Consider the following 25,822-nt stretch of genomic DNA (forward strand, 5'->3'; position numbering starts at 1 on the left):
ATTGCAGGTCGAGCACGACCACGGACCGGGGCGGCAGCGCCACCGTCAGCGTGCCGCCGCTCACCTGCGCGCCGGTGAAGGCGGCGGGCTTCACCACCTCCGGCGCGTCGAAGCTGTTGTGCGAATTGATCGCGGGAGCAGTCAGGATGCGGCCCGACACATTGGCGGCGTTCAGCCCGTCCAGCTTCACCGTCACCACATTGGTCTGGTTGGGATCGAGGTTCGACAGCCCGACATGGACCTTGCCGTCCCTGGCCCGCACCGCCGATCCGCTGACCGCCGGCATGACGAACCTGTCCTTGTTGTACCAGGGCGTGTCGATGTCGATCGGCAGCACCGTCGCATCCTGCCAGGGCTTGTACATTTCGAAGACATGATAGGTGGGGGTGAGCACCATCTTCCTGCCTTCAGTCAGGATCATCGCCTGCAACACATTCACCATCTGCGCGATGGCGCTCATGCGCACCCGGTCGGCATGTTTGGCGAAGATGTCGAGATGGATCGACGCGATCAGCGCATCGCGCAGCGTATTCTGTTGCCGCAGGAAACCGGGATGCGTGCCGGGGTCCTGCGCGTACCAGGCGCCCCATTCGTCTACCGCCAGGAATATCCGCTTCTGCGGATCATATTTGTCCATGATCGCGCTGTGCTTCGTGATCAGCTCGTCCATGCGCATCGCGCCGGCCAGCGCGTCGGCCCAGCCGGTCTCGTCGAAGTCGACGGCGGGAGCGCGGGGCGGCCAGCCGCCCGCCGGGTGGACATAATAATGCAGCGAAAGGCCGTCCAGACGATCGGCCGCCACCCGCATCATCGTCTCGGTCCAGTTGTAATCGTCGACATTGGCCCCGGCCGCGACCTTCAGGATCCGGGTGCCCGCCGGCGCCTTGATGAAGGTGGCGTAGCGGCGCGTCTCGTCCGCCGCGAATTCCGGCCGCATATTGCCGCCGCAGCCCCACAGTTCGTTGCCCACGCCGAAATAGGGGACCGACCATGGCTCCTTATGCCCGTTCTTCGCGCGCAGATCGGCCAGGCTGCCGGCGGGTGCGGTCATATATTCCACCCACTCGGCCATTTCCTGCGGGCTGCCATTGCCGACATTGCCGGCGATATAGGCCTGTGCGCCGACCTGCCGCAGCAGTTCGAAAAATTCATGCGTGCCGACCGAATTGGGCTCGGTCACGCCGCCCCAATGGGTATTGACCTTGACCGGGCGGCCCTTCTTCGGCCCGATACCCTCACGCCAATGATATTCGTCCGCAAAGCAGCCGCCGGGCCAGCGAATGATCGGCACCGACAGGTTGCGCAGCGCGGCCACCACATCGTTGCGGAAGCCGTTGGTGTTGGGGATGGACCTGTCGTTGCCGACCCACAGGCCGCCATAGATGCCATTGCCCAGATGCTCCGCGAACTGGGTGAAGATCGCCTTGTCATAGGTCGCGCCGGGCTTGTCGGCATGGATGGTCGCCATGGTCGGCCTGCCGCCGGTCTGCGCATGCGCGCCGGTGAGCGTTGTGGCGCAGAGCAGAAGCGCGGCAGTGGTGCGGCGCAGGGCCTTGATCATTCCTCTCTCCCTATGTCCAGGCATGTGTTCAGTCGTGAAATGCTGCGGTGGTCTGACGCTTGCCGCGCAGGAAGGCGTCGGCAACCAGCCGCAAGGGCGCGGTGTCCACATCGCTGCGTCCGCCCCGGATCAGCGCGGCGAAGCGGCTGTAGAGGCCCGCATATTCGATGTCCTCGCCATGCTCCGTACCGCCGGGCAGGTGCAGCACGGCGCCGCCCTGGCTGAGCTTCAGCATGCCCGCGTCGGTTTCGACCATGATGTCCCAGCTTTGCGGGCCGGTCTGGCGCCAGTCGAGGTCCATGTGGATCGCCGCGCCGCCGGTGTCCCGAAAGGCGATGTCGGCGGCAATCGGCGCGGCGCGGTTTTCCGGCAGCACCAGTGTGGCGTCCTTCAGGAAGAAGGGGCGCGGCAGGATATGGGTGACGATGGAGAGCGCGTTGATCCCCGGATCGAACACGCCAAGCCCGCCCGGTTCCCAGATCCACGCCTGACCCGGATGCCAGACGCGCACATCTTCGCGCCAGACGATGGACACCTTGTCGATCCGCCGCTCGGCCAGCCATGCCCGCGCCGGAGCGACCCCGGCGGCAAAGCGCGAATGCCAGGCCGCGAACAGGCTGACGCCGGCCTTGCCCGCCTCCGCTTCGAGCGCGGCGACTTCGGCCAATGTCGCGCCGGGCGGCTTCTCAAGGAACAGATGGATGCCCCTGCCGATCGCCTGCGACGCCAGCGCATGGCGGACCTGCGGCGGGGTGCAGAGGGCGATCGCATCGACCGCCGGCCCCTCCGCCAGCAGGGCGTCGAGGCTGGCATGATGCGGCACGCCCTCAAGTCCCGCATCCTGCGGGCTGACCGTCGCGGCCAGGCTGAAGGCGCCATTGCCCCGGATCGCGGGGACATGCTGGTCCCGCGCGATCTTGCCGATGCCGACGATGGCGATGCGGATGGGGTCCATGGGCCTAGAGGACCTTCACCGTCACCTCGACCGGCGCCGCGCGCTTCAGCGGGTTGCGCACGGGCAGGGTGAAGGGCGCGGCGATGATCTCGAACACGTCGCCTTCCTGCGTCTGCACGCCGTCGGCGAAGGAAAGCGTGGCCGTGCCGAAAAAGTGGACATGCACGTCGCCGGGGCGACGAAACAGGTCATATTTGAAATGATGATGTTCGAGATTGGTCAGACTGTGCGACATATTGCCTTCGCCCGAGAGGAAGGGCTTTTCCCACAGCACCTCGCCGTTCCGCAGGATGCGGCTGCTGCCTTCGATATGTTCCGGCGCGGGGCCGACCAGCAGTTCCGGGCCAAGCGACGCCTGGCGCAGCTTGCTATGGGCGAGCCAGAGATAATTGTGCCGCTCGGTCACATGGTCGCTGAACTCGTTGGCGAGCGCGAGGCCGAGGCGATAGGGCCGGCCGTCGGGGCCGATGATGTAGATGCCGGCGATCTCCGGCTCCTCTCCGCCATCCCGTGCGAAGGCGGGCATGGTCAGCGGATCGGTCGGCCCCACCAGTTGGGACCCGTCGCCCTTGTAGAACCATTCAGGCTGCTGCCCGACCGCGCCGGGGGCGGGCTTGCCGCCTTCCAGCCCTTCCAGGAACATGCGCATGCTGTCCGTCTGCTTTTCGGCGGCGGCGGCTTCGCGGTGCATCTTGTCGCGGCCTTCGGCGGAACCGAGATGGGTGAGGCCCGTGCCGGTCAGTTGCACATGGGCCGCGTCCTCATGGTCGATCGGCGCGATCAGGCGGCCGGCCTCGAACTCGGCGGCGATGTCGACGGCATCGCCCTTCGGCGCCGCGGCGACGATCTGCGCCAGCGAAAGACCCTTGGCGATGGCGTCCAGCGCCAGCGCACGGATGCTTTCCACCCCGAGGAGGAAATGCGCCTCGCTGTCCTGCGCGGCGATAACCGAACGCCCCCCATTGCCCGAACGGCGTTGCAACAGGCGCAAATTCATGAACGATCTCCTCCCGCGCGCCTTTCCCGGCGCTCGCAAACGTCATCTAAAGGTCGAATTGTCAGTCATTTCATCGGCGCGAGACTGGCGCGTGGCGGCCTAGCTGCCCTGAAGTTCGAAAGTCGGGGCTTTATCCGCCATGTGAATCTCCTTATTACTCCGACATATTACAGCTAGTCGTAGAAGGCAATGATTGTGTTTCGCCTTGGCTGATCGACTGCTAAGGAAGGAGCCGGAGGAGCATGAATGGCTGAAGAAAAGCGGCTCTTGAAGGGGGCTGAAGAGGGCGAAGGGGGCGCATCGAAAGAGGCGCGGGGTCCCGGAAGGCGTCTGCATGGCGCCATCGCGCACAAGCTGGGAACGGCGATCTTGTCCGGCCAATATGCGCCGGGCGACGTCCTGTCTGGCGAAGTCGCCTTTGCCGAGGAACTGGAAGTGTCGCGCAGCGCCTATCGCGAGGCGATACAGGTGCTGACCGCCAAGGGGCTGGTGGAAAGCCGGCCCAAGGCGGGAACGCGCGTGCTGCCGCGCAACCGATGGAACCTGCTCGATCCCGAGGTGCTGGCCTGGGCCTTCGCCGGGGAGCCCGACGTTCAGTTCGTGCGCGACCTGTTCGAACTGCGCGCCATCGTCGAGCCCGCGGCGGCGCGGCTGGCGGCGCAGCGGCGGACCAGGGAGGACATCAAGCTGATGAAGGACGCGCTGGCCGCGATGCGCCGCCACACGCTGGCGACAGAGGCCGGACGCGCGGCGGATCGCGATTTCCATAATGCGATCCTGAATTCGACGCGCAACGATGCGCTGCAGACGCTGTCTGCCAGCATCGGCGCGGCGGTCAACTGGACCACCCAGTTCAAGCAGCGGGCGCGGGCCTTGCCGCGCAACCCGATTCCGGACCATGTGCGGGTGTTCGACGCCATTGCGGCAGGCGATGCGGCGGCGGCGGCGGAGGCGATGGGCGTGCTTGTCGATCTGGCGCTGGAGGATACGGCGAGCGCGATGACGCGGTGATTCGCATCCTCACCTGCGCGAAGCGCGGTGGGCGGGAAGCACGCGCAGGTCGTGCCATTTTCCGCTCCACTAGCCTTTGGCCGGCTTCCCTTCCAATCCCGATGGCGAGGATGAAAAAAAGGCCAGAACGGGACGTCCCGCTCCGGCCTTTTCCGGTTTCGAGGCTTGCGACCCTCGGCTCCGTCACCCGATCTGCTGATCGGGCAGCGCATGGGTCGGCTTTGATCCCCATAGCGCATAGAACAGGATGTAAAGTTCGCAGACCGCGGTCAGCAGGAAGCTGGTCTGCAAACCGAAACGGTCAGCCAGATAGCCCTGCACCACCACCAGCGCGCCACCCGCGATCGCCATGATCAGCAGGCCCGATCCTTCTTCGGTCAGCGGCCCCAGCCCCTTGATGCCGAGGGTGAAGATGGTCGGGAACATGATCGAGTGGAACAGGCCCACCAGGATCAGCGACCACATCGCCACCTCCCCATGGGCGAAGACGGTGACCATCATCACGATGAAGGCGCCGATGGAGAAGGCGGCCAGCACCTTGCCCGCGTCGAACCGCTGCATGATCGCGGAGCCCGCGAACCGGCCGACCATCATGCCGCCCCAGAGGAAGGTCAGGTAACGGCCCGCCTGTTCATGGGTGAGGTTGGCGATGTGGGGCTGGCTGACGAAGTTCACGAACAGGTTGGCGACGCCGATTTCCGCGATCAGGTAGATGAAGATCGCCGGAACGCCCAACACCAGGTTGCGATGTGCCCACAGCGAATGCTTCTTCCGCTCCTCCTTGGCGAGGCGGGTGGCCGACGCGCCCATGGCGGGCAGCGGGAAGCGCGCGATCACGACGGCCAGCACCACCAGCACCACGGCCACCAGGCCGTAGGGCAGGATCACCGACTGGGCATCGGCCAGCCGTTCCGCCTGCGTCAGCACGACATCGCCCTGGGCGGTGCCGCCCTTCGACCGGCCGAGGATCAGATAGGCCCCGAACATCGGCGCCAGCATCGTGCCCGCCGAGTTCATCGCCTGCACCAGGTTCAGGCGCGAGGAGGCGGTTTCCGGCTTGCCGACCACCGCGACATAGGGATTGGCCGCGACCTGGAGCAGGGTGATGCCGCTGGCGATCACGAACAGCATGAGCAGCGTCACGCCATAGGAGGGGATGGACGCAGCCAGCATCATGCCCAGCGCGCCCGCCGCCATGATCAGCAGCCCCGTCACCAGCGACTTCTGGTAGCCGATGCGTTCGATCAGCTTGGCCGAGGGGATGGAAGCGACGAAATAGGCGATGAACCACACCGATTCGATCAGCGTCGTCTGGGTGTAGCTCAGCTCGAACACGCTGCGCAGATGCGGCAGCAGCGTATTGTTGATGACGGTGATGAAGCCCCACATGAAAAAGAGGCTGGCCAGCAACGTCAGGGCAGGGCCGTAGCGCGTGCCCGAATTATGGGGCGCGGCGGGCGCCGCGGTTGAGGAAATGGGTCCTGCCATTCATCCTTCTCCGGAAGAGTCGAAAAGGAGCGCCGCCGGAACAGGGTTGCGCCCGATTATTTTGTAGGAGTATATCCCCTCCAACGACGCGTCAATGGCGTCCGGGAGGAACTGCATGCGAAAGGCCTTTATGAACAGAACGGTTTTGGCAACGTTGTCATACGGTGCCGTCCTGATGATGACAAGCACGGCGGCACTGGCGGCGGAGGCCAGTCGCGCCCCCGCCGGCACGCTGGCCGACGGCACGGCGATCGAGGCGATCACGCTGAAGAACGCACAGGGCGTGTCGGCTACCATCCTGACCTATGGCGCGACCTTGCAGAAGCTGGAGGGGCCGGACCGCAACGGCAAGATCGCGGACGTGCTGCTCGGCTATGACGATCTTGCCGGCTATGTCGACCGTCCCAATTATTTCGGCGTGACCGTGGGCCGCTACGCCAACAGGATCGCGGGCGGCAAATTCACGCTGGACGGCAAGAGCTATCAATTGCCGCTCAATGACAAGGTCAATTCGCTGCATGGCGGGGGCAAGGGCTTCGACAAGCAGGCGTGGAACGTCGTTTCGCTGAAGAGCGGGCCGACCGCCACGCTGGTCCTGTCCCTCACCAGCCCGGACGGCGACGCCGGTTATCCCGGCAAGCTCGACACCACCGTCACCTATACGCTGGACGAGGCGGGCAATCTGGGCATTGCCTTCGACGCGAAGACCAGCAGGCCGACCATCGTCAACATGACCAACCATGCGATCTTCAACCTGGCGGGCGAGGGAGCGGCCGACAGCGCACTGGGGCATCTGCTGACCATTCCGGCCAGGGCCTTCACGCCCGTGGACGCCAATCTGATCCCGACCGGCGAACTCAAGCCGGTGGAAGGCACGGTGTTCGATTTCCGCATGCCGCGCCGCGTGGCGGATGGCATTCGCGACGGCCGCGACGCGCAGATCGTCGCCGGGCGCGGCTACGACCATAATTTCGCGCTGGACAAGGGCGCGACCAAGGCCCCCGAACTGGCCGCGCGCCTGGAAGACCTGGCGTCGGGCCGCGTGCTCGACGTGCTGACGACGGAGCCCGGCGTGCAATTCTACACCGGCAATTTCCTGGACGGGACGCTGATCGGCAAGCAGGGGCATCTCTACCGCATGGGCGACGGCATCGCGCTGGAGCCGCAGAAATTCCCCGATTCGCCCAACCAGCCGAAATTCCTGTCGGCACGGGTGGACCCCGGCAAGCCCTATCATCACCAGATGATCTACCGCCTGTCCGTCAAGCGCTGAAGGAACATCCGGCATGGGTGAATGGCGCAAGGTCGACCGCGACATCAGCGATGCGCTGGGGGAGGGGACGCTATGGTCCGCCCGTGAGAATGCGGTCTATTGGACCGACATACTCGCGCCCGCGCTCAACCGCCTGTCGCTGGACGACGGCGCCATCCAGCGCTGGGCCATGCCCGAACCGATCGGCTGGGTGGCCGAGCGGGCGGGGACTTCATCGGCGGCTTCCAGAGCGGCTTCGCCCGGATCTCGCTCGATCCGCTGGTCATCGAGCCGATGGGCGATCCCGAACCGCATCTGCCCGGCAGCCGCATGAACGATGGCAAGGCCGATGCGAGCGGCGCCATCTGGTGCGGCACGATGGACATGGCGGAGGAGCAGGACGTGGGCGCGCTCTACCGGCTCGATCCCGATGGACGCTGGGCGGTGATGGACGGGGGCTATCGCGTGCCCAACGGCCCGGCCTTTTCCGCCTGCGGGCACTGGCTTTATCACAGCGATACGGCCAAGCGGCAGATATATCGCTTCGCCCGCACGGCCGAAGGCGGCCTGGCGGATCGCCGGCCCTTCATCCGCCTTGCCGAGGAGGATGGCTATCCCGACGGCATGACCGTCGATGCGGATGGGCATCTGTGGGTAGCCCATTGGGGCGGCGGGCGGATCAGCCGCTTCACGCCCGGGGGCAAGCTCGACCGCTCGATCGCGCTGCCCGCCAGGCAGGTGACGAACATCTGCTTCGCTGGGGACAAGCTGGACCGGATGTTCGTCAGTTCGGCGGCGACCGGTCTGCCGGAAAGCGACTATGACGGTGCGTTTTTCGAAGTCTTTCCCGGCGTCCGGGGGTTGCCGACGAACCTCTATGCGGGATGAGGGACAAGCCGGGATCGGCCGCTACTGGCCGATCGCCGGCATCATGCCCGCCGTGCTCCTGCGATGGCGGGAGCACGGTCAAGGCGATGAGATCATCCACAGGGCCCGGCCCCGGGCTTCCAACAGCCGCCCGTCTCGTCCAGCGGCCTTCGCGGCAGCATGGCGGCCGAATCGGGCGGAAGGCGCTCCTTAAAAAACCGCCGCCACCAATTGCGCGAACGCATCGGCGCGGTGGCTCATGCCATGCTTCTTCTCCGGGTCCATCTCGCCGAAGCTGATGCCATGACCATGCGGCTGGAAGATCGGATCATAGCCGAAGCCCCTGTCGCCACGGGGCGGCCAGGTGATCGTGCCGTCGACGCGGCCTTCGAACGCCTCCACATGGCCGTCGGGCCAGGCCAGCGCCAGGGCGCAGACGAAATGGGCGTCATGACCCGCTTCCGGCCCCTTCGCCTGGATATTGTCCCAGACGAGCTGCATGGCGAGGCCGAAATCCTTGGTCTGGCCGGCCCAGCGGGCGGAGAAGATGCCCGGATCGCCGTTCAGCGCCTCCACGCACAGGCCGCTGTCGTCGGCCAGCGCGGGCAGGCCGGAAAGATCCGCCGCCTGCATCGCCTTCAGTTCCGCATTGGCGATGAAGGTCGTGCCGGTCTCCTCCGGCTCGGGCAGGTCCAGCGCCGCTGCGGACACCGTCTCTATGCCATAGGGCGCCAGCAATTCGCCGATTTCCCGCACTTTGCCGGGATTATGGCTGGCGATCACCAGTCGTCCCGGACCCAGCTTGCGGATCGCCTGTTCCTGCCCGAATTCATCGCTCATTCCGTCATCCCATATCCCACGCGCCCCGAAAACGAACGGAAGGAAGAATTATCTCCCGGTCGCCTTGTCCTGTGCCGCGAAAATCCGCGCGCAGCCTACGCGGGCAAGGCGCAGCAGGCGCAGCAGTTCCTCCTCGTCATAGGTCGCGCCCTCGGCGGTCGCCTGCACCTCCGCGAACTTGCCGTCGCCCGTCAGGATCAGGTTGGCGTCCGCCTCCGCATTGCTGTCCTCGGCATAGTCCAGATCCAGCACCGGGGTGCCGTTATAGATACCGCAGCTTATCGCGGCGACCTTCTGCACGATGGGGTCTTCGGTGAGGGCGCCCGATGCCAGCAGCTTGTCGATGGCGATGCGCAGCGCCACCCAGCTTCCCGAAATGGCGGCGGTGCGGGTGCCGCCATCGGCCTGGATCACGTCGCAGTCGACGACGATCTGCCGCTCGCCCAGCTTCTGGAGGTCGACCACGGCGCGCAGCGACCGGCCGATGAGGCGCTGGATTTCCTGGGTGCGGCCCGACTGCTTGCCCTTGGCGGCCTCGCGGCTGCCGCGGGTGTGGGTGGCGCGGGGCAGCATGCCATATTCCGCCGTGACCCAGCCCGACCCCTTGCCGCGCAGGAAGGGGGGCACCTTCTCCTCGATCGAGGCGGTGCAGAGGACCCGCGTGTCACCGAAGCTGACCAGGCAGCTCCCCTCGGCATGGATGGTGAAGCCGGGTTCCATGGTGATGTCGCGCATCTGGTCGGGCGCACGGCCGGAAGGACGCATAAATATTCTACTCCGAAGCGTTGTGTCGAGCGGGCTTAGCGTCGGGCGGCCCATCATGCCAGTGGCGATGAACCCGAAAGATGCTAGAGAGCGGCCTATGGTGACGAAAGCACTATCGATTTTGGCGGCCACTGTCCTGCTGGGCGGCTGTGCCATGGAACAGGCGGAGCTGGAAAAGCCGACCCTGGCCGGCGATACCATCAGATTTTCCGCCGGTCCCTGTTTCGGCGCCTGCCCCAGCTACAGCCTGCGCGTGACGCCGGACGGGTCCGGGCTGATCGAGCCGCAGCGTTTCACCGCCATTCCCGGCCCGACCCGTTTCACGGTGACGCCGGCGCAATATCGCCGCTTCCGCGCCGCGCTGGCGCAGTTTCGGCCCGCGCAGGGCACGGTCAGGCGAATCGGTCAGGGGGAAAATTGCGTCCGCTTCGCCACGGACATGCCCGGCTATGTGATAGAATGGACCCGGGGCGAAGCGCCGCCCACCCGGCTGGAGTTCCAGTCGGGCTGCATGGATGCGGGCTATGGCAAGCTGCGCGCCACCATCGCGTCGATCCCCAGCATGCTCGACGTCGCCGCCATGGTGAAGCCGACGACGGCGAAGGGCCGGTGACGACGGGCTTGAGCCGGGACCGATGCTTGCCTAGATAAAGGCCATGGCGGTCACCCCGATCACCGAACTTAACGAGCGTGCGCGTGACGTTTTCCGTCTGGTGGTCGAGAGCTATCTCGGCACCGGGCTGCCCGTTGGCTCGCGCACGATCAGCAAGATGGCGTCGCTCAGCCTGTCGCCCGCCTCCATCCGCAATGTGATGCAGGATCTGGAGGAACTGGGCCTGCTTGCCGCGCCGCACACTTCCGCCGGACGGATGCCGACGGAAACCGGCCTCAGGCTGTTCGTCGACGGCATGATGCAGGCCGCGGAGCCTTCGGTCGAGGAACGGCGCGCGATCGAGGTCGGGATCAGCGAAGGCGGCCCGATAGAGGAGGCGCTGTCGGCCGCGACCGCTGCGCTGTCCGGCCTCTCGGCCTGCGCCGGCATCGTGATGGTGCCCAAGCGGGAGCCGGTGCTGCGGCAGTTCGGCTTCGTGCCCCTGAATGAACGGCAGGCGCTGGCTGTGCTGGTGGGGCAGGACGGTTCCATCGAGAATCGCGTCGTGGACCTTCCGGTGGGCGTGACGCCGATGATGCTGAACGAGGCTGCCAACTTCATGTCGGCGCGCTTCGGCGGCATGACGCTGGCGCAGGCGCGCGAGGCCCTCCGGCGCGAGGTAGAGGGGGACCGGAACGCGCTTCAGGGCGCGGCGGGGGAACTGGTGGCGAGGGGCATCGCCCTGTGGTCGCAGGATGCCGACGACCGCCCGGTGCTGATCGTGCGCGGTCAGGCGCATCTGCTGGATGACGGCACCGCCGCCGATCTGGAGCGGGTGAGGCAATTGCTGGAACAGCTTGAAGGCAAGCAGGAGATTTCCCGGCTGCTGGAAAGTGCGCTGGCGGGCAGCGCGACCAAAATCTTCATCGGTTCGGAAAACAAGCTCTTTTCCCTGTCGGGTTCTTCGGTCATAGCCGCGCCTTACCGCAGCGGTGACGGCCGGGTGGTGGGCGTGGTCGGGGTAATCGGCCCCACGCGCTTGAACTATGCGCGGGTGATCCCCATGGTGGACTTCACCGCACAGACGCTGTCGAGATTGATGAGATGAGCGAAGACAAGCAGAATATCGAAAATACCGAAGTCGTGGACGAACTGCCCGAGGATGCGTCGCCCGCCGGCGACGCGGCGGCGGAACGGATCGCGAGCCTTGAAAACGAGCTGGCGACCGCGAAGCAGGAGGTGCTCTACGCCCATGCCGAAGCGCAGAATGTGCGGCGGCGGCTGGAAAAGGAACTGGCCGACGCACGCGCCTATGCCGCGACGGCCTTTGCCCGCGACATGCTGTCGGTGGCGGACAATCTGGGCCGCGCGCTTCAGGCGATCCCCGCCGACCTGCGCGAGGATGAGAAGTTCAAGGGCCTGGTCGCCGGGCTTGAAGCCACCGGGCGGGAACTGGAGGCGGTGTTCGGCCGCAACGGCATTGAGAAGCTGGTGTCGGTCGGCCAGCCGCTGGACCCCAACAAGCATCAGGCGATGATGGAAGTACCCTCCGCCGATGCCGAGCCGGGTACGGTGCTGGTGGAGATGCAGGCAGGCTATACGATCAAGGACCGGTTGCTGCGCCCGGCGCTGGTCAGCGTGGCGAAGAAACCGGACTGATCGGTTGCACCTGAAGCATGCAAGGGCTCGCTGGACCACCGTCCGGCGGGCCTTTTTCGTTCACGGGCCCGCGCGGTCCGCCGGCGGAACCGCGCCGGGATGGCCGGGTCATGCTTGCGCCGGATTCAGGCACTGGTGGGACGGGAGGCCGGCCCTGATTTTTGGGGGAGTTCCCGCCATAGCCCTGATCCGCGATAAAGATATATCGCAACTCTTGACGTTCGGCCTTTTTAAGATATATCTCAAACTATCAAGAAACAGTTGAGAGAATCATCCATGCATTTTCATCATCGCGCTCGCGGGCACCACGGTTTTGGCCATGACCGCATGTTCGGACCGGACGGCCGCGAACCCGGCGGCTTTGGCGGTCGCTTCGGGGATGGTCCGTTCGGCGGCGGCCGGGGCGGGCATTTTGGCGGTGGGCGGGGCGGCGGCCGTCGCCGCCTGTTCGGCAATGACGCGCTCAGGCTCATCCTGCTCAAGCTCATCTCCGACGCGCCCCGCCATGGCTATGATCTGATCCGCGAGATCGAAACCCTGTCGGGCGAGGTTTATGTGCCAAGTCCGGGCGTCGTCTATCCGACGCTGACCTTGCTTGCGGACATGGATCTGATCGCGGAGCAGCCGGGCGAAAGCAGCCGCAAGCTGTTCGCGATCACGGAGGCGGGCACGGCCTATCTGGCCGACCATGAACAAGGCGTGGCGCTGGTCATGGACCGGCTGGGCTCGCTGGCGCGCAAGGCGGAGCGCACCGACGGCGCGCCGATCCGGCGGGCCATGCACAATCTGGGCATGGCGGTCCGGGCGCGGCTTGAAAAGGAGGGGGCGGATGCGCAGACCATGTTCGACGTCGCCGCGCTGATCGACGAGGCGGCCAGCAGGATCGAAAGGCTTTGACCATGGCTTTGACGGCGCATGTGCCGACCGCCAACGCCAGCCGCTATCTCCAGCAGCTGTGCAAGCATTGGGGGCACAAGTTCGAAACCGATTTCGACGCGCGGCAGGGAAGCATCGCCTTTCCCATGGGGCCGATCCGCATGGCGGCCGGGGCTGACGCCCTGACCGTCACGATCGAACCGGGGGAGGGGACCGATGTCGAACGCTTCAAGCAGGTGGTGGCGGACCATCTCGACCGCTTCGCCTTCAGGGAAGCGCCGCTGACCTTCGACTGGCGGTAAGGGGGGCGGGGCGGGCAGTTCCGCCCCGCCGGCCGCCGCTCTTCCTCAGGCCACCTGGCGTCCGAAGTCCGATGACGCCGCGCGCAGGCTGGAAAGCTTGCCTTCCACGCTCATGAAGCCGCGTTCGAGCTGGTCGATTTCGGATGCGACCACCTCGGTATCCTGGCGGATGGCGCTGATGGTCGACGACATGGAGTCGGCGGCCAGCGCGGTTTCGTCGACAGCGGCGGTGATCATCGTCACCGTCTGCGCCTGGGCATCCATGGCGTGGCGGATGCGTTCGGCGCTGGCCTGGACCTCGCCCACCGTGTCGCGAATGCGCTCGTTGGTCTCCACCGACTGGCGGGTGGATGCCTGGATGTCCGCGATCTTGCCCGCGATCTCATCGGTGGCGCGGGCGGTCTGGTTGGCGAGGCTCTTCACCTCCTGCGCGACCACCGCGAAGCCGCGGCCGGCATCGCCCGCGCGGGCCGCCTCGATCGTGGCGTTGAGCGCGAGCAGGTTGGTCTGGCCGGCAATGTCGCGGATCAGGCCCAGGATCGATTCGATGGATTTCGCATGGTCGGACAGGGTGGTCGACATGGCCACCGCGTCGCCCGACTGGCGGGCCGCCCGCTGGGCGACGTCGGCCGCGCTTTCCACCTCCGTCCGCGCATCCTCGATAGCGCGAATGAGGCCGGCGGAGGTGCGGGCGGCTTCGCGCATCGCAAGGGCGGACTGTTCGGCGGCGGCGGCGACTTCCGACGCCTTGCCCAGCATGCCGCGTGTCGCGGCCGATGCGTCCTTCGCCTGTTCGCGCAGCGATTCGCCCAATTGCGACGCGCCGTCGATCTCTCCCATGATCCGCTGTTCGAACATCGTGCCGAAGCGTTGGCGCTCGTTGCGCTGCGCCTCCGCCTCGTCGCCTGCGATGACGTTCGCCATCAGCCCGGCGTCGACCATGCCGACCTGCATCATGACATGCACCAGACGGCGGCGCCCCGTTTCATCCTCCATCCGATGCCAGATAAGATCGATCAGCTTCTCGTTGGCCGCGGCCACCGGCATCAGCACGGCACGCAGCGGGGAGCCGTGCTTGCGGGCGTGGCGTACGCAGGCGATGGAGGAAATCGCCCATTCGCCCGCATCGTAATAGCCCAGTTTCTGGCGCACATATTCATGCGCTTCCGTTTCGATCTTGGCGAGCGTGGAGGGGTTGAGCTTCGACCGCAGCCCCGTCTGCTCGACATAGGCATCGTAGAAAGTGCGCGCCGCCAGGGTCACCTGTTCGCCCAGCAGGTCGCGAATCTGGCGCAACACCTGCGCCAGCTCGCCATGCGGGTCGACCTCCCTCATCATCGCAAGGACGGTGCTTTTGGGCGTGGCGGCGGAATTCATGTGCGGCAAAACCCCAGATTGGTCTCATTGTCCCGTCGGGTGATAGCGCCATTTGGTTAATCACTTCTTAGGATCGGCGGACATTCGGCCCCGATCCCGATCCTTTGGCGCTTTACCCGTCATCGGCCGCCGAAAACCGGCCTGAATGGTTCCTCATCCCGGAAATGTTCCGCCGGCCTGGCGGGGATCGCCCCGTCGCGTGGTCAGGGCGGCTTGCCCTCTTGGCGTATCGCTCCTAAGGGGACGGGACTCGAGGGACAAACATCAGGGACGTAGGGAAGATATGGCGCGAACCACGAGCCGGCCGCTCTCGCCGCATTTGACGATCTGGAAATGGGGGCCAGCCATGGCCGTCTCCATCATGCACCGCGTGACCGGCAACGGTCTTGCGACGGTCGGCGCGATGGGACTGGTCTGGTGGCTGATGGCCGCCGCCATGGGGCCGGATGCCTATGCAACCTTCGTCAAATGCGCGACTTCGCCCATCGGCTATCTGGTGATGGCCGGCCTTAGCTGGTTCTTCTTCCAGCATCTCTGCTCCGGTCTTCGCCACTTCGTGCTCGATCTAGGCGCGGGCTATGAGCTCAAGAACAACAAGATCTGGTCGCTGCTGACCTTCGTCTTCTCGACGCTCCTCACCATCGCCTTCTGGGCCGCCATCTGCACGGGGAAATTCTGATGGGAACCGGAACCGGAATCGGCCGCGTCCGCGGTCTTGGATCGGCCAGGCATGGCGCGCATCACTGGCTGGCGCAGCGCTATACCGCCGTCGGCAACCTGTTGCTGGTCCTGTGGCTGCTGTTCAGCCTGATCGCCCTGCCCGGCCTCGACTATCAGAGCGTCCATAACTGGATCGCGCAGCCCCTGGTGGCGGTGCCGCTGATGCTGATGCTGGTCAGCATCTTCTATCACCTGCGCCTGGGCATGCAGATCATGCTGGAGGACTATGTCCACGACAAGGGCCTCAACTTCTTCTGCATCCTGCTGCTGAACTTCTATGCCATTGGCGGCGCGGCCGCGGGCATCTTCGCGATCGCCAAGATCGCCTTCACGGGGATCGTCAAATAATGAGCGAAGCCTACAAGATCATCGACCACACCTATGACACGGTCGTCGTGGGTGCCGGCGGCTCCGGCCTGCGCGCCACCATGGGCAGCGCGGAAGCGGGCCTGAAGACCGCCTGCATCACCAAGCTGTTCCCGACCCGCAGCCATACGGTGGCGGCGCAGGGCGGCATCGCGGCGAGCCTTGGCAACAACTCGCCCGACCACTGGACCTGGCACATGTACGACACCGTCAAGGGGTCGGACTGGCTGGGCGACCAGGACGCCATCGAATATATGGTGCGCGAGGCGCCGGCCGCCGTGATCGAGCTGGAGCATGCGGGCGTTCCGTTCAGCCGTAACGACAACGGCACCATCTACCAGCGTCCGTTCGGCGGCCACATGCAGAATATGGGCGCCGGCCCGCCGGTGCAGCGCACCTGCGCCGCCGCCGACCGTACCGGCCACGCCATGCTGCACGCGCTCTATCAGCAGAGCCTGAAGTATGACGCGGACTTCTACATCGAATATTTCGCCATCGACCTGATCATGGAAGACGGCCCGAACGGCAAGGAATGCCGGGGCGTCATCGCCATCTGCATGGAAGACGGTTCGATCCATCGCTTCCGTAGCAAGGCGGTCGTGCTGGCGACGGGCGGTTACGGCCGCGCTTACTTCTCCGCCACTTCGGCGCATAGCTGCACCGGCGACGGCGGCGGCATGGTGCTGCGCGCGGGCCTGCCTTTGCAGGATCTGGAATTCGTGCAGTTCCACCCGACCGGCATCTACGGCGCGGGCGTGCTCATCACGGAAGGCGCGCGGGGCGAGGGCGGTTACCTCACCAATTCCGAGGGCGAGCGCTTCATGGAGCGCTATGCGCCTTCCGCGAAGGATCTGGCCTCGCGCGACGTCGTGTCGCGCTCCATGGCCATGGAAATGCGCGAAGGGCGCGGCGTGGGTCCTAACAAGGACCATATCTACCTGCACCTCGATCATATCGATCCCAAGGTGCTGGCGGAACGCTTGCCGGGCATCACCGAAAGCGGCAAGATCTTCGCCGGTGTCGACCTGACCCGCCAGCCGCTGCCGGTGACGCCGACCGTCCACTATAATATGGGCGGCATTCCGTGCAATTATCATGGGCAGGTGGTGACGAAGGTCGGTGACGATCCGGAAGTCGTGGTGCCGGGCCTCTATGCCGTGGGTGAAGCGGCCTGCGTTTCGGTCCATGGCGCGAACCGGCTGGGTTCCAACTCGTTGATCGATCTCGTCGTCTTCGGCCGCGCGACCGGCTTGCACCTCAAGGAAACGATCAAGCCCAACGGCTCGCATCGTCCGCTGCCCAAGGACGCGGCCGACCTGGCGCTGGGCCGCCTCGATCACTATCGCAATGCAAAGGGCGGTTCCCCCACGGCGAAGATCCGCCTGGAAATGCAGCACACCATGCAGAAGCACGCCGCCGTGTTCCGCGACAGCGCGCTGCTGGCGGAGGGCGTCGCGAAGATGGCAGAGGTCAATGGCCGCTTGCAGGACGTCGCGGTTTCGGACCGCTCGCTGATCTGGAACACCGACCTGATCGAGACGCTGGAACTGGACAATCTGATGTCCCAGGCGGTCTGCACCATGGTCAGCGCGGAAAACCGCAAGGAAAGCCGCGGCGCCCATGCGCATGAGGACTTCCCGAACCGCGACGACGCCGAATGGATGAAGCACACCGTAAGCTGGTTCGAGGGCTGGGGCGGCAAGGGCGGCAAGGTGACGCTCGACTACCGTCCGGTGCACGATTACACGCTCACGGACGAGGCGGAATATATCAAGCCCAAGGCGCGCGTGTACTAAGCCGCGCGAACGGCGGGAAACAGGGAAGGGCGGGCTGCGAAGCTCGCCCTTTTCTTATATATGCTTCGTTCTGGGAAATTGCGGACACCAGCGCTTCCCCCCTGCTTCAGGGGCGGGGCTTGATGTCCTCGATCGCCCAAGGCTTGCATCCCCGGCAGATGTGCCTGCTTCCCCTCCATCCGCCAAAGGTCTAAAGGCCGCGACATGAACGACCTTGCCACCCCATCCGCGCTGGCCGAAGAGAAGGCGCAAAGCTGGAAAGTCACCTTCCCATGCACCCGTGCGGAGGCCGAAGCGCTGGATGGCGACATTGCCGCCTTCGCGCTGATGGATCGTCCGCCCGTGCTGATGACCAGCGAGGCGGAGCCCGATAATGAACAAAGCTGGCGGCTCGACGCCTATTTCGAAGGCCAGCCGAGCCCCGCCGCGATCCGGCTGCTCCGTTCGCTCGTCCCCAGCGCCGCCGGCGTCAAGCCGCTGGTCGAGCAACTGCCCGACGAGGATTGGGTGACGTTGAGCCAGCAGGGGCTGGAACCCGTCACTGCGGGGCGTTTCCACGTCCGCAATCTCGCCAGCGACCCGGCGGCGCCCGGCCACGTCAATTTCCTGATCGAGGCGAGCCGCGCCTTCGGCACTGGCCAGCATGAAACCACGGCGGGCTGCCTGATCATGCTCGACCGCATGCGGCGGGTCGGCATGCGCTTCGGCAATGTCGCGGACATCGGAACGGGCACAGGCCTGCTTGCCTTCGCGGCGCTCCACCTTTGGCCGCGTGCTTATGCGACGGCGTCCGACATCGATCCCGTCGCGGTGGAGATCAGCGCGGCCAACGCGGCGGCCAACGGGATTGCGACGGGCAAGGGACAGGGGCAGCTCGCGCTCTACACGGCTGCCGGCGTGGATCACCCGGCTATTGCGACGCGCGCCCCCTATGACCTGCTGATCGCCAATATCCTGGCCGGTCCGCTGATCGAACTTGCTCCCTCGCTCTGCGCGCTGGTGGAGGAAGGCGGCACCATCGTCCTTGCGGGGCTGCTCAATGAACAGGCCGGTGCGGTGCTGGCTGCCTATCGCGCCCAGGGAATGCGCCTGGCGGAACGGACGGTCCGCGGCGACTGGCCGACCCTCCGTCTGCGCAAGCGCCCGCGGATCGGCTGGAGACGGCCGACCCGCATCGACGGCAATGCCCGTGGCGAAGCCCCTGGTTTCGGCAGTCTGTGACCTTTTGCTGAGCGTGATCATAGCCCGGATCGACTTGGGGACCATTTCGACAGCGGACGGTTGAGGTGACCGCACGTTGGCGGAGGTGATGCATTTACAGGGCGGGACGGCCTGGAGCGCCTCGCCCTGCAAAAGGCCTCAACCCACGATGCCCGCACCCAGCAGCAACAGCAGCTTCACGTCGATTGCGAAGCCTTCCGTCCGCCATGCCGCGATCCGGTCTTGAATCCTGTCGAGCGGCACGCGGTGCACGCGGATATCCTCGCCCTCCACGCCGCCGCCATCGCCGGTTTTCATGAGGTCATGCGCACGGAACAGCGTGAAGCTCTCCGACACCATGCCGGGCGAACTGTAGAAATCACCCAAAGGCTCCATCCGGCCGGACAGGTAGCCGGTTTCCTCCTCCAGTTCGCGAGTGGCGGCCAGCACGGCTTCCTCGCCCTCGTCATGGTCGCCCACAAGGCCGGCGGGCAATTCGATGCACCGGCGGCCCAGCGGCACGCGATATTGATCGACCAGCAACACATGCCGCCCGTCCGCCGCCTCGTCCACGGCCAGAATCACGGCGGCATGGATGCCCCGCGCCCGGCCGACATATTCCCACCTGCCCCGGCGCTTGGCGGTGATGAAGCGGCCTTCCCACATGATCTCTTCGGGGGAAGCCCCGTCCTGTTCGCTCATAATTCGATCAACCTGTCGGGCAATTCATTGGGATTGTCGCCGGTCGCCGGAAAATATTCGGCCAGTACGCTGCCGACCTGCCGCACCGCTTCCGCCATGCCTTCGGCGGCGCGGCCTGCGCGCACGCCGTCGATCAGCGCGGCCATGGCCTCGCCCCAGATTTCCGGAGCGACCTTTTCGTTGATCGCCGCATCCGCGACGAGTTCCGCCCGATGCTCATCCAGCGAGAGGTAGATGAGCACGCCGGTCCGTCCGCGCGTGCGCCCCTGGGCTACCGCGCGAAACAGGGTGATGGCACGGCGGCGCACGCGGCGGGCCTTGGTGGCCTTGGGCGTCAACGCCATGCGCAGCGGCATCCAGGCGAGCGCATAGCGGACGATCAGGAATTTGAGGATGAGCAGGCTGAGCAGGACCGTCAAAAGCTTCCAGTCCTCCACCTCATGCTCCCAGCTTTGCAGCAGCCAGGAGCATAAGCGCCGGAAATGCAGGGGAAAGGCCGCCGCCGCCGACAGGGCCAGGAACACCGCGCCGATGGCCCAGTGCAGCCCTGCATCATGATAGGCGTCCGACCGGCGGGCGACGATGGTGACGATCTCGCCATCCGTCGCCTTCTCCGCTTCGGCCACCGCAGCGGTCACGTGGTCGTGATCGGCTTCGTTCATGATCAGGCGCATCACCAGTCCCCCGACGCGCCGCCGCCGCCGAAGCTGCCGCCGCCGCCCGAAAAGCCGCCGCCGCTGCCCCAGCCGCCACCGCCCCAGCCTGATCCACCGCCGCCGCCCCATCCGGAATCGCCCGGCCCCCACAGGATGATCGGTCCCGATCCGCCCCGATAGCGCCGTCCCTTGCCCCGCCCGGAAAGCATGGCGATCACGATGATCGCGACGACCACGAGCCAGAATATCGCCATGAATGCCCCGCCATCGTCCGCTGCGTCGCGCGCCCTGGCTTCGGCCTGCGCCGCCAGCGCCTTGGCTTCTTCGGGGGGCAGGGTCAGCAGCTTGCCGATGGCGTCCACGCCCGCATCGATCCCGCCGGGCATGTCCCCGGCCTTGAACCGGGGCGTGATGGCGTTGCGGATGATCTGGGACGACAGCGCATCGGTCATGATGCCTTCCAGGCCGTAGCCGACCTCGATCCGCACCTTGCGCTCATTGGGGGCGATGATCAGCAGCGCGCCGTCATTCTTGTCCTTGGACCCGATTCCCCAGGCGCGGCCCAGCCGATAGCCATAATCGGATATGTCATATCCCTGGAGGTCGGGCAGGGTCGCCACCACCAGTCGCCGCCCGCTCTGCTGCTCCAGCGCCGCCAGCTTGTCGGTCAACGCCTGCTTCTGCTGAGGGGAGAGCAGGGCGGCGTCATCCACCACCCGGCCGGTCAGCTTGGGGAAGGTCTGGGCCTGAGCGGAAGGCGCGATTCCCGTCCCTCCCGCCACGGGCATGAAAACCAGCAGCGCGAAGATCAGGAGCAGGCGGCGGAGCATCACCGGCTCAGTTGCCGAAATCGACCTTCGGCGCTTCTTCCGCGCCGGGCGTGGTGGCCTGGAACGGAGTCATGGGCTTGGCGCCATGGATGATCTTGGCGCCGATCGCGTCGGGGAAGGTGCGGATGCGGGTGTTATAGGCGCGCACCGCTTCGTTATAGTCGCGGATAGCGACGGCGATGCGGTTCTCCGTACCCTCGAGCTGCGATTGCAGGTCGAGGAAATTCTGGTTGGTCTTGAGCTCCGGATAAGCCTCTACCGAGGCGAGAAGGCGGCCAAGGCCCTGGCTCAGTTGCGCCTGCGCCTGCTGGAACTGCTGCACCTTGGCGGGATCGGACAGATCCTCGGCATTGACCTGGACGGAGGTGGCCCTGGCGCGGGCCTCCGTCACCTTGACCAGCGTGTCCTGCTCCTGCTTGCCGGCGGCTTTCACCGTGGCCACGAGATTGCCGACAAGGTTCGCGCGGCGCTGATATTGCGCCTGCACATCGGCCCATTTGGCCTTTGCGACCTCCTCGGCGGCGGGGACGCTGTTGATGCCGCAGGCGCTGAGCGCAAAGGCGCCCAGCAGCGGCAGAAGGAACAGGCGGAACTGGCGCAGGATCGTCATGGAACATCCTCAGGCTTGTTTCGTGTGAGGAAATAGGCGGTTGTCGAAGCCTTCGCAACGGCTCATGCTGTCAATATCGCAATCGGGACAAGGGGTTCGCCATGGGGCTGATTTCCGAATTCAAGACGTTCATCAATCGCGGCAATGTCATGGACCTGGCCGTCGGCGTGATCATCGGCGGGGCTTTCGCCACCATCACCAAGTCGTTGACGGACGACCTGATCATGCCGGTCGTCGGCTATATCTTCGGCGGGGCCGACTTTTCCGGCTATTTCATCCGGCTGGGCGAGATTCCCGCCGGGTTCAAGGGGAACCCGGACAGCTATGCCGACCTGAAGGCGGCCAATGTCGCCATGTTCGGCTGGGGCGAATTCCTGACCGTGTTCGTCAATTTCCTGATCCTGGCCTTCATCATCTTCCTGCTGGTGAAGGCGGTGAACAAGCTGATGCCCAAGCCCGAGGACGCGCCGGCCGCGACGCCGGAGGACGTGCTGCTGCTGCGCGAAATTCGCGATTCCCTGAAAAAATAAGTCGTTTCCGCGACGAAAGGAGTGTGCGGCGGGAACCATCCTTCGCGCGACCAGTTGATGGGCGTCAGGGTTCCGGGCATCCGGTCCCCTTGCCGAATGACGTCAGCCCATGGGGGCGCAACAGGAGAAAACGCCGTGAAAACCTTCGTATCAGTCCTTGGCCTTGCCAGCCTGATCGCGCTTGCTGCATGCGATTCCAAGCAGGAGAACAAGGTCGAGAACGCGTATGAGAATCAGGCGGACGCCATCGACAACCAGGCCGACAATATGGAAGCGATGGCCGATAATCTGAGCGGCAATGCCGAAAGCGCCGCTGAAAACGCCGCGGACGCGCTGGAGAACAAGGCGGACGCCACCCGCGAAGCCGGGGAGAAGGCGGCTGACTCGGTCGAGAAGACCGAGGCGCATTAAGTTCAAGGCTGTTACCGAGCCGAAAGGGGCGCCGCGACTGCCGGTCGCGGCGCCCCTTTTCCTTTCATGGTTGCCGCGCCACCCCTCTTTAACGGGGATTTAACCACAGCCGCGCCATGGTCCGCCGCCTATCCCATGAGGCGGTGGAATGGACGAGCTACTCCAGGAATTCATATCGGAAACGCAGGAAACGCTGGAGGCGCTGGCGGGGGAGGTCGTCGCCTGGGAAGCCGACCCCACGGACCGCGACCGGCTGGACGCCATTTTCCGCTTTTTCCATACGGTGAAGGGGAGCTGCGGCTTCCTCAACCTGCCGCGGTTCGAACGGCTGAGCCATGCGGCTGAGGACGTGTTGTCGGAAATCCGGGCGGACAAGCGCCTTGCCGATCCGTCCACCGTCAGCGCCGTTCTGGGCATTATGGACCGGATCGCGGAACTGGCCGAGGCGGTCGCCATCGGCGCTGCGCTGCCGCAGGAGAATGACGATTATCTGATCGCCGCCCTGACGGAGAAGGAAGCGTCCGCGCCGGATGAGGGCGAGGCGCCGGCGGCGTCCGTCGCCGTCGCGCGCGCTTCCGGCGGGCAATCGGCGCCGCGCACGATCCGCTTGCCCCTGTCGCTGATCGACCAGTTGATGAACGGCGTGTCCGACATGGTGCTGGCCCGCAACGAGCTGTCGCGCAAGCTGCGCGAGCGGTCGGGCGATCCGGAACTGGAAAGCGCCTTCGAAAGACTGTCGACCTGCGTCGCGGACATGCGCGACGCCATTTCCAAGACCAGGATGCAGCGCGTCGACCGCCTGTTCACGGCCATCCCGCGCATGGTGCGCGATCTCGGCCGGGACCTGGGCAAGCGCATCGACCTCAGCCTTGAGGGGGGCGATGTCGAAATGGACCGCGAAATGGTGGAGATGGTGGTCGACCCGCTCACCCATATCGTCCGCAACAGCATCGACCATGGCATAGAAACGCCGGAAAGGCGCCGGGCGCTGGGCAAGCCCGAAGCGGGGCGGCTGAAGCTGGAGGCGCGCCAGTCGGGCAACCAGATCGTCATCGAGATTTCCGACGACGGGCAGGGCATCGATACCGGCCGGCTGGTCGACAAGGCGATGGCCGCGGGCCGCCTGACGCCGGAAGCAGCCGCGCGGATGAGCGAGGCGGAGAAGCTCGACCTGATCTTCCATCCTGGCCTTTCGACCGCCAGTCAGGTCACGGCCATTTCCGGGCGCGGCGTCGGCATGGATGTGGTCCGCGCCAATGTGGAGCGGATCGGCGGCGTCATCGCGCTCGACAACCGGCCGGGCTGCGGATTGACCATCACCTTGCGGGTGCCGCTGACGCTGACCATCATTCCGGGATTGATCGTGCGGGCCGGCGACCTGCATTTCGCGATTCCCCGCGCTGCGGTCGTGGAAATCCTGCATGACAACAATGAGACGCTGAACATCGCGCAGGTCGGCGGGGCCAAGATCGCGACGATCCGCTCCATCCGCCATTCGATGATCGATCTGGAAGACGTGCTGGGCATGGAGCGGGTCGCGCAGTCCGGGCCGCGTGCCGTGATGGTCGTGCGTTCCGCGACCGGCGTGCCCTTCGCCATGGGCGTGTCGGCGGTGGAGAATCATGAGGAACTGGTGATCCGTCCCGCATCGCCGCTGGTGATGGCGTCGGGCGTCTATGCCGGCATGACCCTGCCCGACAATGGCAAGCCGATGCTGCTGCTGGACGCGGCGGGCCTCGCCAATGCGGCGCGCCTGCCCAACATCATCGACGATCATGCGGCCCGCCGGGCCGGGGAGGATGAGGAGGCGCAGGGCGGTGTCGAGATGGTGCCCGCCTTGCGGTTCGAGGAATATTCGGGCGAGCGGCGCTTGCTGAAGCTGTCGCTGATCGAGAGGGTCGAGGACATCGACGCCCGGCTGTTCGGTCGGTCGGGCGGGCGCGGCTTCGTGCGTCTGGACGGGCGGCTGGTGCCGGTCGCCAACGGCCATCATGCCTTTTCCGAGGAGAAGGTCGCCGCGCTCCGCCTGCGCGACGGCGCGAGGGAGGCCTGCTATCCGGTTGCCGCGGTGCTCGACATCGTGGAAATGCCCGCCGTGCCGGACATGATCGCGATGCATGGGCTGTTGAGCGGGGTTGCCGTGATCGATGGCGAGCATCTGGAGGTGATCAACCCCTTCGCCCTGTTCGCCGCCCTGCCGGAGGAGCCGGTCGCGGAACGGAGCGGCGGTCGCTGCCTGCTGGCCGACAGCGAGGATGGCTGGACGCGCGAGATATTGGCGCCGCTGCTCCGCCAGGCCGGGCATGATGTGGTGATGGGCCTGCCCGCCGACGAAGCGGTCGACCCGCAGGATGTGGTGCTGTTCACCGGATCGGACGCCTCCCAGGCGAGCGAACTGCTGGGCTGCCGCATCGTCCATCTGCGCGCCACGCCGCGACCCGCCGGACCCCAGGACAGCAGCATCTATCGCTATGATCAGGACGCGCTGATGGCCGCGCTCGCCGGATCGCGGCGATAGGAACGGAGAAATAGCCGCATGAACCAGCTTTACCTCTTCGCCACGCTCGCGGGCACGAGGATCGCCGTCGAAACCCGGGAGGTGGAGGCGGTGGTCAAGCTGACCGACATCTCGCCGGTGCCGGGCATGGGCGCGCATGTCGCCGGGCTGTCCGCGCTGCGCAGCCGGGTGCTGACCGTCATCGACGTCGCCGCGCTGGTCCGGGGGCGGCCGACGCCCATGGAGCGGCGGGTCTTCGCGATCATCGCGGACATCAGCGGCCACAGCTATGGGCTGATGGTCGATGCCGTGCACGACATCTGCCAGGTGCCGGAGGGCGAGCTGCCGCTGCGGGGCCAGCTCGATGCCGCCTGGGCGCCCTATGCCCGCGGTCTGGTGGAGCATGAGGGCCAGCCCTATCTGCTGGTGTCGTTGAGCGGCTTCATCGAGGCCGGCACCGTCGCCCAGGCGGCATGACGCCAGATCGCACGATCTCGTACCGGCGTTTACCAAATCCTCGCCTTTGCCGGTTAAGGCTTGTGACGATGGGACGCAAAACAAGGGACGCTCTATGAAAAACTGCCTGGTCGTGGATGATTCGAAGGTCATCCGCAAAGTTGCCCGCCATATATTGGAATCGCTCGATCTTTCGGTGAGCGAGGCGGTCGACGGGCGTGACGCCCTTACGCAATGCGAAACGTCCGTGCCGGACGTGGTCCTGCTGGACTGGAACATGCCGGTGATGAGCGGCATGGAATTCCTCCAGGCGTTGCCGGACGCCAATCTGTCCGCGCGGCCCAAGATCATCTTCTGCACCACGGAAAACGGCATCAGCCATATCAAGGCCGCCGTCGAAGCCGGCGCGGACGAATATGTGATGAAGCCGTTCGACCGCGAAACGCTGGAAAGCAAGCTGACGATCGTCGGCGTCATCTAGGCGTAGCGCTTCGGATCGAGCGCTC

At 65.7% G+C, this 25,822-nt stretch carries 27 protein-coding genes and 1 pseudogene; 17 read left to right on the forward strand and 11 right to left on the reverse strand.

Features of this window, described 5'->3' with window-relative positions; translation table 11 throughout:
• The 3 genes from A8G00_RS07325 to araD1 all read right to left on the reverse strand — a co-directional run.
• A partial coding sequence (locus A8G00_RS07325) for an alpha-N-arabinofuranosidase (RefSeq protein WP_103000386.1) occupies window positions 1–1,561 on the reverse strand: 1,561 nt, incomplete at its 3' end.
• A 28-nt stretch (window positions 1,562–1,589) separates the two neighbouring features.
• Entirely contained in the window at window positions 1,590–2,516 is a 927-nt protein-coding gene (locus A8G00_RS07330; protein ID WP_103000387.1) for a Gfo/Idh/MocA family protein, read from the reverse strand.
• A 4-nt stretch (window positions 2,517–2,520) separates the two neighbouring features.
• Window positions 2,521–3,513, reverse strand: a complete 993-nt coding sequence (gene araD1 / locus A8G00_RS07335; RefSeq protein WP_103000388.1) for an AraD1 family protein — start codon at window positions 3,511–3,513, stop codon at window positions 2,521–2,523.
• A 246-nt stretch (window positions 3,514–3,759) separates the two neighbouring features.
• On the opposite strand from araD1, the gene A8G00_RS07340 reads away from it, so the two are divergent.
• A complete protein-coding gene (locus A8G00_RS07340; RefSeq protein ID WP_025550030.1) occupies window positions 3,760–4,524 on the forward strand; it encodes a FadR/GntR family transcriptional regulator in 765 nt (254 codons plus the stop codon).
• Window positions 4,525–4,707: 183 nt separating this feature from the next.
• Here the strand turns inward: A8G00_RS07340 and A8G00_RS07345 are convergent, their stop codons facing one another.
• A complete protein-coding gene (locus A8G00_RS07345; RefSeq protein ID WP_103000389.1) occupies window positions 4,708–6,012 on the reverse strand; it encodes a sugar MFS transporter in 1,305 nt (434 codons plus the stop codon).
• A gap of 175 nt (window positions 6,013–6,187) precedes the next feature.
• On the opposite strand from A8G00_RS07345, the gene A8G00_RS07350 reads away from it, so the two are divergent.
• Both A8G00_RS07350 and A8G00_RS07355 read left to right on the forward strand, forming a co-directional pair.
• Window positions 6,188–7,285 (forward strand): aldose epimerase family protein, encoded by a 1,098-nt coding sequence (locus A8G00_RS07350; protein ID WP_103000390.1) that lies wholly within the window; start codon window positions 6,188–6,190, stop codon window positions 7,283–7,285.
• Window positions 7,286–7,298: 13 nt separating this feature from the next.
• Window positions 7,299–8,152 (forward strand): annotated as a pseudogene (locus A8G00_RS07355) (SMP-30/gluconolactonase/LRE family protein).
• 189 nt (window positions 8,153–8,341) lie between these two features.
• On the opposite strand, the gene rdgB reads toward A8G00_RS07355, so the two are convergent.
• Both rdgB and rph read right to left on the reverse strand, forming a co-directional pair.
• Complete coding sequence (rdgB, locus tag A8G00_RS07360) at window positions 8,342–8,971, reverse strand: RdgB/HAM1 family non-canonical purine NTP pyrophosphatase (RefSeq protein WP_103000391.1); 630 nt, start codon at window positions 8,969–8,971, stop codon at window positions 8,342–8,344.
• 48 nt (window positions 8,972–9,019) lie between these two features.
• Window positions 9,020–9,736: a ribonuclease PH gene (gene rph / locus A8G00_RS07365; protein ID WP_103000392.1), complete on the reverse strand. Its 717-nt coding sequence runs from the start codon at window positions 9,734–9,736 to the stop codon at window positions 9,020–9,022.
• A 97-nt stretch (window positions 9,737–9,833) separates the two neighbouring features.
• Between rph and A8G00_RS07370 the strand changes: the two genes are divergently transcribed.
• From A8G00_RS07370 to A8G00_RS07390, 5 genes are all read left to right on the forward strand, one after another.
• Window positions 9,834–10,349, forward strand: a complete 516-nt coding sequence (locus tag A8G00_RS07370; RefSeq protein WP_044662732.1) for a DUF6438 domain-containing protein — start codon at window positions 9,834–9,836, stop codon at window positions 10,347–10,349.
• A gap of 43 nt (window positions 10,350–10,392) precedes the next feature.
• Window positions 10,393–11,436 (forward strand): heat-inducible transcriptional repressor HrcA, encoded by a 1,044-nt coding sequence (hrcA, locus tag A8G00_RS07375; protein ID WP_103000393.1) that lies wholly within the window; start codon window positions 10,393–10,395, stop codon window positions 11,434–11,436.
• Complete coding sequence (grpE, locus tag A8G00_RS07380) at window positions 11,433–11,987, forward strand: nucleotide exchange factor GrpE (RefSeq protein WP_025547639.1); 555 nt, start codon at window positions 11,433–11,435, stop codon at window positions 11,985–11,987. The genes hrcA and grpE overlap by 4 nt, the downstream gene beginning before the upstream one ends.
• 276 nt (window positions 11,988–12,263) lie before the next feature.
• Complete coding sequence (locus A8G00_RS07385) at window positions 12,264–12,884, forward strand: PadR family transcriptional regulator (RefSeq protein ID WP_025547637.1); 621 nt, start codon at window positions 12,264–12,266, stop codon at window positions 12,882–12,884.
• A gap of 2 nt (window positions 12,885–12,886) precedes the next feature.
• The gene (locus A8G00_RS07390) at window positions 12,887–13,165 is read left to right on the forward strand and encodes a DUF2218 domain-containing protein (RefSeq protein ID WP_025547636.1); all 279 of its coding nucleotides are present in this window, start codon (window positions 12,887–12,889) and stop codon (window positions 13,163–13,165) included.
• Between the two features lie 45 nt (window positions 13,166–13,210).
• Here A8G00_RS07390 and A8G00_RS07395 read toward each other — a convergent pair whose 3' ends face one another.
• Window positions 13,211–14,542 (reverse strand): methyl-accepting chemotaxis protein, encoded by a 1,332-nt coding sequence (locus tag A8G00_RS07395; protein ID WP_172451806.1) that lies wholly within the window; start codon window positions 14,540–14,542, stop codon window positions 13,211–13,213.
• 283 nt (window positions 14,543–14,825) lie between these two features.
• Here A8G00_RS07395 and sdhC point away from each other — a divergent pair, with 283 nt between their 5' ends.
• The 4 genes from sdhC to A8G00_RS07415 all read left to right on the forward strand — a co-directional run bounded on the left by sdhC (window position 14,826) and on the right by A8G00_RS07415 (window position 18,645).
• Window positions 14,826–15,221 (forward strand): succinate dehydrogenase, cytochrome b556 subunit, encoded by a 396-nt coding sequence (sdhC, locus tag A8G00_RS07400; protein ID WP_025547633.1) that lies wholly within the window; start codon window positions 14,826–14,828, stop codon window positions 15,219–15,221.
• The gene (gene sdhD / locus A8G00_RS07405) at window positions 15,221–15,610 is read left to right on the forward strand and encodes a succinate dehydrogenase, hydrophobic membrane anchor protein (protein WP_044662728.1); all 390 of its coding nucleotides are present in this window, start codon (window positions 15,221–15,223) and stop codon (window positions 15,608–15,610) included. The genes sdhC and sdhD overlap by 1 nt, the downstream gene beginning before the upstream one ends.
• Window positions 15,610–17,424, forward strand: a complete 1,815-nt coding sequence (gene sdhA, locus A8G00_RS07410; protein WP_025547629.1) for a succinate dehydrogenase flavoprotein subunit — start codon at window positions 15,610–15,612, stop codon at window positions 17,422–17,424. The genes sdhD and sdhA overlap by 1 nt, the downstream gene beginning before the upstream one ends.
• Window positions 17,425–17,628: 204 nt before the next feature.
• Window positions 17,629–18,645, forward strand: a complete 1,017-nt coding sequence (locus tag A8G00_RS07415) for a 50S ribosomal protein L11 methyltransferase (RefSeq protein ID WP_103000394.1) — start codon at window positions 17,629–17,631, stop codon at window positions 18,643–18,645.
• 138 nt (window positions 18,646–18,783) lie between these two features.
• Here the strand turns inward: A8G00_RS07415 and A8G00_RS07420 are convergent, their stop codons facing one another.
• Genes A8G00_RS07420 through A8G00_RS07435 form a run of 4 tightly spaced genes read right to left on the reverse strand, consistent with a single transcriptional unit; the run spans window position 18,784 to window position 21,422 of the window.
• A complete protein-coding gene (locus A8G00_RS07420) occupies window positions 18,784–19,326 on the reverse strand; it encodes an NUDIX hydrolase (protein WP_103000395.1) in 543 nt (180 codons plus the stop codon).
• Window positions 19,323–20,000 carry a TPM domain-containing protein gene (locus A8G00_RS07425; RefSeq protein WP_103000396.1) on the reverse strand — a complete coding sequence of 226 codons (678 nt, stop codon included), beginning with the start codon at window positions 19,998–20,000 and terminating at the stop codon, window positions 19,323–19,325. Before A8G00_RS07425 ends, A8G00_RS07420 begins: the two co-directional genes overlap by 4 nt.
• Window positions 20,000–20,812 (reverse strand): YgcG family protein, encoded by an 813-nt coding sequence (locus A8G00_RS07430; protein ID WP_103000397.1) that lies wholly within the window; start codon window positions 20,810–20,812, stop codon window positions 20,000–20,002. The genes A8G00_RS07425 and A8G00_RS07430 overlap by 1 nt, the downstream gene beginning before the upstream one ends.
• Window positions 20,813–20,819: 7 nt before the next feature.
• The gene (locus A8G00_RS07435; RefSeq protein WP_025547620.1) at window positions 20,820–21,422 is read right to left on the reverse strand and encodes a LemA family protein; all 603 of its coding nucleotides are present in this window, start codon (window positions 21,420–21,422) and stop codon (window positions 20,820–20,822) included.
• Between the two features lie 101 nt (window positions 21,423–21,523).
• On the opposite strand from A8G00_RS07435, the gene mscL reads away from it, so the two are divergent.
• The 5 genes from mscL to A8G00_RS07460 all read left to right on the forward strand — a co-directional run bounded on the left by mscL (window position 21,524) and on the right by A8G00_RS07460 (window position 25,797).
• Window positions 21,524–21,952: a large conductance mechanosensitive channel protein MscL gene (gene mscL / locus A8G00_RS07440; RefSeq protein WP_025547619.1), complete on the forward strand. Its 429-nt coding sequence runs from the start codon at window positions 21,524–21,526 to the stop codon at window positions 21,950–21,952.
• A 135-nt stretch (window positions 21,953–22,087) separates the two neighbouring features.
• Complete coding sequence (locus A8G00_RS07445; RefSeq protein WP_025547617.1) at window positions 22,088–22,363, forward strand: hypothetical protein; 276 nt, start codon at window positions 22,088–22,090, stop codon at window positions 22,361–22,363.
• Window positions 22,364–22,511: 148 nt separating this feature from the next.
• Window positions 22,512–24,881: a chemotaxis protein CheA gene (locus tag A8G00_RS07450; RefSeq protein ID WP_103000398.1), complete on the forward strand. Its 2,370-nt coding sequence runs from the start codon at window positions 22,512–22,514 to the stop codon at window positions 24,879–24,881.
• 18 nt (window positions 24,882–24,899) lie between these two features.
• Window positions 24,900–25,337 carry a chemotaxis protein CheW gene (locus A8G00_RS07455; RefSeq protein WP_044662721.1) on the forward strand — a complete coding sequence of 146 codons (438 nt, stop codon included), beginning with the start codon at window positions 24,900–24,902 and terminating at the stop codon, window positions 25,335–25,337.
• Window positions 25,338–25,431: 94 nt separating this feature from the next.
• Window positions 25,432–25,797: a response regulator gene (locus A8G00_RS07460; RefSeq protein WP_025547613.1), complete on the forward strand. Its 366-nt coding sequence runs from the start codon at window positions 25,432–25,434 to the stop codon at window positions 25,795–25,797.
• Window positions 25,798–25,822 lie beyond the last annotated feature (25 nt).

Origin of the sequence: Sphingobium sp. SA916, assembly GCF_002894065.1 — a bacterium.
In the GTDB taxonomy this organism is placed as follows: domain Bacteria; phylum Pseudomonadota; class Alphaproteobacteria; order Sphingomonadales; family Sphingomonadaceae; genus Sphingobium; species Sphingobium fuliginis.

Coding starts and splice junctions, on each gene's coding strand:
- A8G00_RS07460 (WP_025547613.1), top strand. CDS start 25,432: ATGAAAAACTGCCTGGTCGTGGATGATTCGAAGGTCATCCGCAAAGTT.
- A8G00_RS07345 (WP_103000389.1), bottom strand. CDS start 6,012: ATGGCAGGACCCATTTCCTCAACCGCGGCGCCCGCCGCGCCCCATAAT.
- sdhA (WP_025547629.1), top strand. CDS start 15,610: ATGAGCGAAGCCTACAAGATCATCGACCACACCTATGACACGGTCGTC.
- A8G00_RS07385 (WP_025547637.1), top strand. CDS start 12,264: ATGCATTTTCATCATCGCGCTCGCGGGCACCACGGTTTTGGCCATGAC.
- araD1 (WP_103000388.1), bottom strand. CDS start 3,513: ATGAATTTGCGCCTGTTGCAACGCCGTTCGGGCAATGGGGGGCGTTCG.
- A8G00_RS07415 (WP_103000394.1), top strand. CDS start 17,629: ATGAACGACCTTGCCACCCCATCCGCGCTGGCCGAAGAGAAGGCGCAA.
- rdgB (WP_103000391.1), bottom strand. CDS start 8,971: ATGAGCGATGAATTCGGGCAGGAACAGGCGATCCGCAAGCTGGGTCCG.
- A8G00_RS07450 (WP_103000398.1), top strand. CDS start 22,512: ATGGACGAGCTACTCCAGGAATTCATATCGGAAACGCAGGAAACGCTG.
- A8G00_RS07430 (WP_103000397.1), bottom strand. CDS start 20,812: ATGCTCCGCCGCCTGCTCCTGATCTTCGCGCTGCTGGTTTTCATGCCC.
- A8G00_RS07330 (WP_103000387.1), bottom strand. CDS start 2,516: ATGGACCCCATCCGCATCGCCATCGTCGGCATCGGCAAGATCGCGCGG.
- A8G00_RS07350 (WP_103000390.1), top strand. CDS start 6,188: ATGATGACAAGCACGGCGGCACTGGCGGCGGAGGCCAGTCGCGCCCCC.
- A8G00_RS07435 (WP_025547620.1), bottom strand. CDS start 21,422: ATGACGATCCTGCGCCAGTTCCGCCTGTTCCTTCTGCCGCTGCTGGGC.
- sdhC (WP_025547633.1), top strand. CDS start 14,826: ATGGCGCGAACCACGAGCCGGCCGCTCTCGCCGCATTTGACGATCTGG.
- mscL (WP_025547619.1), top strand. CDS start 21,524: ATGGGGCTGATTTCCGAATTCAAGACGTTCATCAATCGCGGCAATGTC.
- grpE (WP_025547639.1), top strand. CDS start 11,433: ATGAGCGAAGACAAGCAGAATATCGAAAATACCGAAGTCGTGGACGAA.
- hrcA (WP_103000393.1), top strand. CDS start 10,393: ATGGCGGTCACCCCGATCACCGAACTTAACGAGCGTGCGCGTGACGTT.
- A8G00_RS07455 (WP_044662721.1), top strand. CDS start 24,900: ATGAACCAGCTTTACCTCTTCGCCACGCTCGCGGGCACGAGGATCGCC.
- A8G00_RS07425 (WP_103000396.1), bottom strand. CDS start 20,000: ATGCGCCTGATCATGAACGAAGCCGATCACGACCACGTGACCGCTGCG.
- sdhD (WP_044662728.1), top strand. CDS start 15,221: ATGGGAACCGGAACCGGAATCGGCCGCGTCCGCGGTCTTGGATCGGCC.
- A8G00_RS07395 (WP_172451806.1), bottom strand. CDS start 14,542: ATGAATTCCGCCGCCACGCCCAAAAGCACCGTCCTTGCGATGATGAGG.
- A8G00_RS07390 (WP_025547636.1), top strand. CDS start 12,887: ATGGCTTTGACGGCGCATGTGCCGACCGCCAACGCCAGCCGCTATCTC.
- A8G00_RS07370 (WP_044662732.1), top strand. CDS start 9,834: ATGGTGACGAAAGCACTATCGATTTTGGCGGCCACTGTCCTGCTGGGC.
- A8G00_RS07340 (WP_025550030.1), top strand. CDS start 3,760: ATGGCTGAAGAAAAGCGGCTCTTGAAGGGGGCTGAAGAGGGCGAAGGG.
- A8G00_RS07420 (WP_103000395.1), bottom strand. CDS start 19,326: ATGAGCGAACAGGACGGGGCTTCCCCCGAAGAGATCATGTGGGAAGGC.
- rph (WP_103000392.1), bottom strand. CDS start 9,736: ATGCGTCCTTCCGGCCGTGCGCCCGACCAGATGCGCGACATCACCATG.